8 protein-coding genes are annotated in these 8,181 nt (G+C 35.3%); 1 reads left to right on the top strand and 7 read right to left on the bottom strand.

Going from position 1 to position 8,181, the window contains the following annotated elements:
- The 7 genes from A9Q93_RS11215 to A9Q93_RS11185 form a co-directional block, all read right to left on the bottom strand.
- Window positions 1-1,522: DUF3857 domain-containing protein (locus tag A9Q93_RS11215; RefSeq protein WP_303687497.1), on the bottom strand; the 1,522-nt coding region annotated here is incomplete at its 3' end.
- A gap of 64 nt (window positions 1,523-1,586) precedes the next feature.
- Window positions 1,587-2,042 (bottom strand): D-aminoacyl-tRNA deacylase, encoded by a 456-nt coding sequence (gene dtd, locus A9Q93_RS11210; RefSeq protein ID WP_303687496.1) that lies wholly within the window; start codon window positions 2,040-2,042, stop codon window positions 1,587-1,589.
- Window positions 2,039-3,049 (bottom strand): ribosome small subunit-dependent GTPase A, encoded by a 1,011-nt coding sequence (rsgA, locus tag A9Q93_RS11205; protein ID WP_303687495.1) that lies wholly within the window; start codon window positions 3,047-3,049, stop codon window positions 2,039-2,041. Before rsgA ends, dtd begins: the two co-directional genes overlap by 4 nt.
- A 144-nt stretch (window positions 3,050-3,193) precedes the next feature.
- Window positions 3,194-4,276 carry a bifunctional 3-deoxy-7-phosphoheptulonate synthase/chorismate mutase type II gene (locus A9Q93_RS11200; RefSeq protein WP_303687494.1) on the bottom strand — a complete coding sequence of 361 codons (1,083 nt, stop codon included), beginning with the start codon at window positions 4,274-4,276 and terminating at the stop codon, window positions 3,194-3,196.
- The gene (locus tag A9Q93_RS11195) at window positions 4,266-5,126 is read right to left on the bottom strand and encodes a prephenate dehydrogenase (protein WP_303687493.1); all 861 of its coding nucleotides are present in this window, start codon (window positions 5,124-5,126) and stop codon (window positions 4,266-4,268) included. The genes A9Q93_RS11200 and A9Q93_RS11195 overlap by 11 nt, the downstream gene beginning before the upstream one ends.
- A complete protein-coding gene (locus A9Q93_RS11190; RefSeq protein WP_303687492.1) occupies window positions 5,123-6,286 on the bottom strand; it encodes a pyridoxal phosphate-dependent aminotransferase in 1,164 nt (387 codons plus the stop codon). The genes A9Q93_RS11195 and A9Q93_RS11190 overlap by 4 nt, the downstream gene beginning before the upstream one ends.
- The gene (locus A9Q93_RS11185; protein WP_303687491.1) at window positions 6,283-7,095 is read right to left on the bottom strand and encodes a prephenate dehydratase; all 813 of its coding nucleotides are present in this window, start codon (window positions 7,093-7,095) and stop codon (window positions 6,283-6,285) included. The genes A9Q93_RS11190 and A9Q93_RS11185 overlap by 4 nt, the downstream gene beginning before the upstream one ends.
- 301 nt (window positions 7,096-7,396) lie before the next feature.
- Here A9Q93_RS11185 and A9Q93_RS11180 point away from each other — a divergent pair.
- A partial coding sequence (locus A9Q93_RS11180) for an ATP-binding cassette domain-containing protein (protein ID WP_303687490.1) occupies window positions 7,397-8,181 on the top strand: 785 nt, incomplete at its 3' end.

The following is an 8,181-nucleotide window of genomic DNA, read 5'->3' as shown; positions in this document are numbered from 1 at the left end:
CAATCGACAAGCTTACTTTTTCTCTCACCTCAACTAATTTTTTATCATTTACTACTTCTGTCTCATTGATACTTAAACCATTTAAATAGCTCCAGTAATAAGTATAATTCTTAATTAAATCATTCTTGGACTTCTGACTTAGATCTTCTTTAAATGAATATTGATATCCACTCGTTGTTATATCAATTTGTGCAGTTGCAGTTCCATCTTTTTTTAAAACTATTAAGGCATTTGAATATTGTAAATTATCGTCAGTCTCATAAACTGTGGTATGTATAATTTTCCCGCCTTCATCTGTAATCACCAGTGCGTCTCTATCATCTGTCCAGCCAGCTAAGTAACCAAACGGATTAGATTTACTGGTGCATTCTAGCCATATATCTTTCTCATCATCTAACTTAGGAACGTACAAAATCATATGGTTTCCTTGGGTAGATGAAAAGTCTTTATCTATATCTCTAATGTTACGGTCACCATAAATAATAGCATGATAAGAAGTAATCCCTACAACGTCTAATAAAGCTTTAGTATAATTTGATAACCCTTTACAATCTCCATAAGCTACTTCATGCACTTTTTTTGCATGTGTAGGTTTCCATCCACCTATTCCTACCTGAACGCTTATATATCTAGATCGATTTTGCATAAATTCATATACTATTTCTGCCTTCTCTTTTTGAGTTTTAGCATCCTTAGTTAGCGATTTAATTTCTAAAATTACATCTTGAGGCAACGCTCCAACATCAGCTAGTAAACTCTTGCTCATCCACTTACCAAAGTCTAACCAGTCTCCATTACTTCCTGGCACACCTTTCATATTAAACTTTTTAAGAGCAATACGCACCATAGGACCGTAAGTAGAAAAATCAGGACTGTATGCTTGAGGCACTATCGCTGTTAGGTTATTAGCTTCATAATCAAGCTTCCCTCTTTTAATAATTCCAGAATACTCTTCAAGGTTTCTTTCTGAAAATTTAACCTCTATGTTTGTTTCATTGATTACTTTAAAAGTAGAGGATTCCGTACTTGCGTGAAAATATTCAAGTGGAACCCAACTAGGCATAAAAGCAGTTGAATTATAAACCACTTTTGATTCAAAATGAACTGTAAATGGGTAGGCTCGTGGAATGTATTCTAAGTATTTAACCCTATTATCTGAATATAATGTGCCATTTGAAACGGCACTTATGTCAGTAAAATCTTTAGATTTAACTCTCTTAATTTTCTCTCCATTACTATCATAAATGGAAGCTTCAATACTCTTTATATCGGTATCTTGATCATAGGATTCTCCAGCTTTAATATCTCTTAAACCGTTTTTATTTATAACCGTAATAACACGACTGGTGACTATTTCTACTTTATCGTAATCCTTAATAGTAATTAGAACGTCATTTTTTCTAATAACAGCATTAGCATTTTCAAGAAGTTGAGGTGGTATTGTACTAGTTGAAAAAAGTTCTTGTGCAGTAGCAAATTGAGTAGCAATCAATATGATTACCAGGTTAGTAATTTTAATCATAGATTTCAAAGAAAATAAAAATAATTTCTAAATCATAAGAAAAGTCTTTCAAATTACTTGTTCTCTACATATTTCTATTTTTACTATCCATGACGATCGTGACTGGACCATCATTTACAAGAGCGACTTTCATATCAGCTCCAAATACTCCAGATTTAATTTCTTTATTCCGCTTTCGCGAAAGCCTGCTCAAAAATGCTTCATATAAGGGAACAGCTACCTCTGGTCTAGCAGCATCGATATAACTAGGTCTATTACCTTTCTTAGTATTTGCAAATAAGGTAAATTGAGAAATAACTAAAAGTTCACCATCGATATCCTGAATACTGAGATTCATCTTATCCTCTTGATCTGAGAAGATTCTCATACCAATTATTTTACCTACTAACCAATCGATATCTTCTTGAGTATCCTCATGTGTTATTCCCAATAAAATAAGTAAACCTTGCTCAATAGTAGCATGCTGCTTATTATCTATAGTAACACTCGCCTCACTTACTCTTTGAATTACTGCTCTCATGATTGTGGCAACTGGTGTTTATCCTGACGGTAATTATCTTCATCACCATTTACAATTTGTACATAGCTTTCATAGCGGCTCAATACCATCTCACCATTTTCTACAGCTTCTTTTACAGCGCACTTAGGCTCTTCAATGTGCATGCAGTTGTGAAATTTACAATCCTGTTTTAACTCATGGATTTCTGGAAAATAATCTCCTATCTCTTCCTTTTCCATATCTACAACACCAAAACCCTTAACTCCTGGCGTGTCGATCAACCTTGCTCCAAAATCCAAATCAAACATCTCTGCAAAAGTCGTGGTATGCTGCCCTTGTTTATGTTGTTCTGAGATTTGTTTGGTCTTTAACTGTAAACCTGGCTCTATAGCATTTGCTAGCGTACTTTTTCCCGCACCGCTATGACCAGCAAACATGCTGGTTTTATTGGTCATTTTTTCTTTTACGATGTCGATATTCTTACCTGTTTCTGCACTTATAGCAATGCATTCATACCCTATAGATTTGTACAAACTCATTAAATAACGTACTTCATCTAGCTCTGTCATGGTAAGAAGCTCTTCTCCACTTTCTGGATCGATCATCACGTCTCCTTGATCATCGTTGTAAGTATCTACTTTGTTGAAAGCCAGAATTACTGGAATTTGATAAGCCTCTGCAGTTACTAGAACTCGATCAATAAAAGAAGTAAAAGTAGGCGGATTATTCAACGTTACTAATAAAAACAACTGATCTACATTTGCAGCAATAATATGGGTCTGTTTAGAAAGGTTTACAGACTTACGCACTATATAATTATCACGTTCATGAATGACTTTGATAATTCCTATTTCCTCATCTCCTTTTTTCTCAATATCAAAATCTACTATATCGCCTACAGCAACTGGATTTGTACTTTTTATTCCTTTTAAACGGAATTTCCCTTTGATACGACAAGAGTAAAACGCGCCGTCGCTTCCCTTTACTTCATACCAGCTACCGGTTGATCTATAGACAATTCCTGTCATTTGCTACTTGGAGATTTATGCATAAAAACAAATTTACGTATTAAATATGATCGTTAAGGATGTAACCTAGAACAAATCGTAAATAACGCATTGTTACTTTCCAAGGGCAGATGTAAATCTGCCCTTATGAAAATAGAATCACAATTAATTATTTATAACCTTTTCTTGATGATTGATAGATTCTTGATGTACTGCTTTAAAAACCCTTAGAATAAATTCTTCACTTAAACCTTGTTCTTCACCAGCAAGGATCATTTTACCTAAAATCTCGTTCCATCTTTTAGATTGAAGAACTGCTACATTACGTTCTTTTTTTAGCGCTCCTATCGCATCAGCTGTTTTCATTCTTTTGCCCAAAGTCTCAATAATATTGCTATCTATTACATCTATTTGCGCTCTTAAAACACCTAATTTAGATTGAAATCCTACCTCATCATCTTGTTCTTTTCTAATGCGCAGGTCTTGAAAAATTTGCAATAAAGTTTCTGGAGTTACTTGTTGTGCCGCATCGCTCCATGCATTATCAGGATCGTAATGAGTCTCAATCATCAATCCATCATAATTAAGATCTAGTGCGGTTTGTGATACTTCAAAAATCATATCTCTTTTACCAGTAATATGGGATGGATCACATATTAATGGAATATCTGGGAAACGTGTTTGAAAATCTACCGCAATTTGCCACTCTGGAATATTGCGATATTTAGATTTTTCATAAGTAGAAAAACCTCTGTGAATAACACCTAGATTTTTAATATTTGCTGTATGAAAACGCTCTACTGCTCCTATCCAAAGAGCCAAATCTGGATTTACAGGATTTTTTACTAGCACCACTTTATCAGTTCCTTCTAGTGCATCTGCTATTTCTTGTACTATAAATGGACTCACTGTAGATCGTGCACCTATCCATAAAAGATCTATATCGTGTTCTAGCGCCAGTTCTACATGAGCTCTATTAGCAACCTCTGTAGCAGTAAGCAAACCAGTTTCTGCTTTTGCCTTTTGCAACCATTTTAATCCTATCGCTCCTACACCTTCAAAGTTTCCTGGTCGCGTTCTAGGTTTCCAGATCCCTGCGCGCAAATAAGTAACATCACTATCTTTTAATTCATGTGCTATTCTCAATACTTGCTCTTCAGTTTCTGCACTACAAGGTCCTGCAATCACAATAGGATGCTCTAATTTATGATCATCTAACCAAGTTCTAAATTCTTTATTATTTTCCATTTTCAATTCCTTTCAATATCGTTTTTATTCTATTTGTTTCCTCCATATCTTGAAATATGGCGTTGTGATCGTCGTTTTTTACGCTTTCGCGAAAGCGAGATAAATTCTCAATATATCCATCAAGACTAGCTAACACATGTTCTTTATTCTGTGCAAAAATAGGAGTCCACATGGCTGGAGAACTCTTTGCTAATCGTACAGTGCTCTCAAAACCACTGCCTGCTAGGTCAAATATATCACGCTCGTTTTCTTCTTCTTGAATGACCGTTTTACCTAACATAAAGCTAGAGATATGAGATAGATGTGATACATAAGCAATATGTTTATCATGTGCCGCAGGCGTCATGTATCGCACTCTCATTTCCAGTTTCTCAAACAACTCATTTGCCAATTCTTGCAATTTAAAGGTGGTTTTCTCTACCTCACATATAATTAGCGTTTTTTTGACAAACAAATTTGAAATTGCAGCATCTGGTCCAGAAAATTCAGTTCCTGCAATAGGATGTGCTGCAAGAAACTGTCTTCTGTTTTTATGATTCTCAACGCTCCTACAAATCGCTTCTTTAGTAGAACCTACATCGATAACCAGTGCATTTTCATTCACTAAATCCAGCAGTTGTGGCAAAACCTTTAAAATAGCATCTACAGGAATGGAAATGATAACCAAATCTGCATTTTTCACATCTTGCAGTTGCGCCACCTCATCTATAATTCCGTTTTGCTTTGCTTTTTTAGCATGAGCATCATTTTGATCGATACCATAAAAAATAGCCTGCGGATAATGATCTCGTAAATCTTTAAGTATCGAGCCACCTATCAATCCAGTTCCTATTAAAAAAATGTTCTTCATGCCTCTACTGTTTTAGAAACTCGGTGAATCATTTCTTGAATCAGCTTTTCATTTACACAAAGTGAAAACCGTACATAACCTTCTCCATTCTTGCCAAAAATACTTCCTGGCGCAATGAAAATATCATTTTCATGCAATAGCCTATCTACAAAAGCCTTATCGTCTTTCATTCCATCTGGCAACTTGCACCAAAGGAATAAACCACCGTTTTGTTCTTGAGGTTTTAAGTTTAAAGTTTTGGCAAGTTGTATGGTTAAAGCTCTTCTAGTTTTGTAGATATTATTTTGATTTTCTAGCCAACTAGCATCTGTTTTTAAAGCGGCAATGGCTCCTTTTTGAATACCGTAAAACATGCCGCTATCCATATTTGTTTTTACTTTAAGTACTTCTTTAAGCAAACTAGCATTTCCAGTAAGCATTCCTACTCTCCAGCCAGGCATATTAAATGTTTTGCTAATGGAGTTTAACTCTAGCACTCCACCTTTTGAGCCTGCAACTTGATGAAGGCTTATTTTATCCTCATAACCTACGCAACTATAAGGATTATCGTTAACGAGCAAAATCTGGTGCATTTTTGCAAAGTGGGCCAGTTTTTCAAACAACTCTTTTGAACCTGAGACACTAGTAGGCATATGTGGATAATTAATCCACATGATTTTTACTTTACTTAAATCAAGTTGTTCTAATTTTTCTAGATCAGGCAACCAATGATTCTCTTCTTTAAGATCATAAGCAACTGGAATAGCCTCACATAATCTGGTAGCACTCTCATAAGTAGGATAACCAGGATCTGGAATTAATACCGCATCTCCAGGATTGAGAAAAGCCATCGATATATGTAAAATACCTTCTTTACTTCCCATTAACGGAATAACCTCTGATACTGGATCAAGAGTTACATCGTATTGCTTTTTATAAAAACCTGCCATAGAACTTCTTAACTCTGGCAATCCTAAATAACTTTGATAACTATGAGCTTTGGAATCTTGTAACGCTGTAGTTATTGATGGAATAACATGATCTGGTGGCAGTAAATCTGGATTTCCTATTCCTGCGTTAATGATAGATTTCCCCTCTTCTAGTAAAGATCTTACTTCACGTAGCTTGGTAGCAAAATAGTATTCTTGAACGCTATCAAGTCTTGTAGCTGTTTTTATCATAGCTCATGTGATTTATAAATCCCTAATATTTTCATGGACTCCACTAAGATCCCTATTTCTAACCTTGCTTGCTCAAACTGCTGCACGTTATCAAACTCAAGATCTGCCACAAATGAGAATAGAAATGGTTTTTCAATAATAGGAACCGATTGGATTTTTGAAACATTGATATGCAGCTCTCCTAGTTTAGTCAATATCTTGGCAAGGCTTCCAGGTTCATGACTAGCAGTAAAGCTGATCGTCGCTTTGTTAGCTTGATTATTAATCCTTTCTTTAGCTTCTAGTATAATAAATCGTGTGGCATTATTTTTTACTTCTTGAATATCGCCATTGATAATTTTAAGGTCATATAATTGTGCCGCATTCTTACTTGCGATCGCAGCAACACCACGTTTGTTCCCTTCAGAAATTCTAAGAGCGGCTGCCGCTGTGTCATCTGTTTCTACTAGTTTAATATTTGGATGCTTGCTAAAGAAAGGTTTACATTGTAATAATGCCATGGGATGTGATTGCACCTCTATAATATCCTTAATTTCCTGACCGTGCAATGCCATGAGTTGGTGCTGGATATTTAAATAATATTCTCCTATGATCTTTAAATCGTAATCTTTAATTAAACTGTAATTAGGTAAAATACTTCCAGCTATGGAATTACCTATAGCCATGATGCCAGTTTTAACTTCATGATTTGAAACTGCAAGTGCCAGCTGGTCAAATGAAGAACATTCTAATAATTCCAGATTTTGATATAGCTGCGTTGCCACCTGATGATGGTAAGAACCTCGTATTCCTTGTATGGCTACTTTCATTTTTTAGTAAAAAAAAAGTCCTGATTAGATCAGGACTTTATTGTGTTATATAATTTTCAATTATTACAATAGCGTCCTTGCTTCCATAAAATAGAAGTTAAATCCGTACCAGAAATAATTGTTTGATGTCATAATAAGTTGCTAATGTAAAATAGATTTTTATAAATCTCGTGAATTTCGCAAACTTTTATATCAGATTTAGAACTCTATCGTTGTAGTAGGGTAAAGATGTGATCTCGCTTTCGCGAAAGCGAAGTTAAAATACCTATTCCTCTACTAATCATTTCTTATCTTTACCTATATGTCTATAGAAGTAAGCAAAGTATCCAAATATTACGGGCAGCAAAAGGCGCTGGACGAAGTTAGTTTTTCTATCAAAGCAGGTGAAATCGTCGGTTTTTTAGGCCCTAACGGCGCTGGGAAATCAACTATGATGCGCATTCTCACCACCTATTTAAATGCTAATGAAGGAACAGCAGCAGTAAATGGTCATGATGTAGTTGAAGAACAACGTGAGGTACAAAACTCCATAGGGTATTTGCCAGAGAATAATCCTTTGTATCCAGATATGTATGTAAAGGAATACCTGTCTTTTAGTGCCGATGTCTTTAAACTGACCGATTCTAAAAAGCGCATTGACGAAGTGATCGAGGAAACCGGGCTGACTTCTCATATGGGTAAAAAAATTCAAGAGCTTTCTAAAGGATACAAACAGCGCGTAGGACTGGCAAATGCTCTATTACATGAACCTAAAGTTTTAATTCTTGATGAACCTACGACTGGACTCGATCCTAATCAGCTGGTTGAAATTAGACAGCTTATTAGAAAAGTAGGTCAAAAAACTACTATCCTACTTTCTACTCATATCATGCAAGAAGTAGAAGCTATGTGTGATCGCGTGATCATTATCAATAAAGGTAAAATAGTTGCAGACGATTATTTAAAGAACCTGAAAAGCGATGCTGCTCAGATCATCGAGGTAGAATTTGATTACAAAGTAGAACCAGAATTATTGAATCGCATCGACCGAGTAAGAGAAGTAACCGATCTTGTAAACTCTCCTGGATTCATTTACAGTTTAAGATT

This window comes from Nonlabens dokdonensis (assembly GCF_002162835.1).
GTDB classification, from domain to species: Bacteria; Bacteroidota; Bacteroidia; order Flavobacteriales; family Flavobacteriaceae; genus Nonlabens; species Nonlabens dokdonensis_B.
Note: the sequence above shows the minus strand (reverse complement) of the source record. Positions and strands in the feature narration are given on the sequence as shown.

What these genes read in the sequence shown, in the direction of transcription:
- rsgA (WP_303687495.1), bottom strand. Translation starts at nt 3,049, where the DNA reads ATGACAGGAATTGTCTATAGATCAACCGGTAGCTGGTATGAAGTAAAG.
- dtd (WP_303687496.1), bottom strand. Translation starts at nt 2,042, where the DNA reads ATGAGAGCAGTAATTCAAAGAGTAAGTGAGGCGAGTGTTACTATAGAT.
- A9Q93_RS11185 (WP_303687491.1), bottom strand. Translation starts at nt 7,095, where the DNA reads ATGAAAGTAGCCATACAAGGAATACGAGGTTCTTACCATCATCAGGTG.
- A9Q93_RS11190 (WP_303687492.1), bottom strand. Translation starts at nt 6,286, where the DNA reads ATGATAAAAACAGCTACAAGACTTGATAGCGTTCAAGAATACTATTTT.
- A9Q93_RS11195 (WP_303687493.1), bottom strand. Translation starts at nt 5,126, where the DNA reads ATGAAGAACATTTTTTTAATAGGAACTGGATTGATAGGTGGCTCGATA.
- A9Q93_RS11200 (WP_303687494.1), bottom strand. Translation starts at nt 4,276, where the DNA reads ATGGAAAATAATAAAGAATTTAGAACTTGGTTAGATGATCATAAATTA.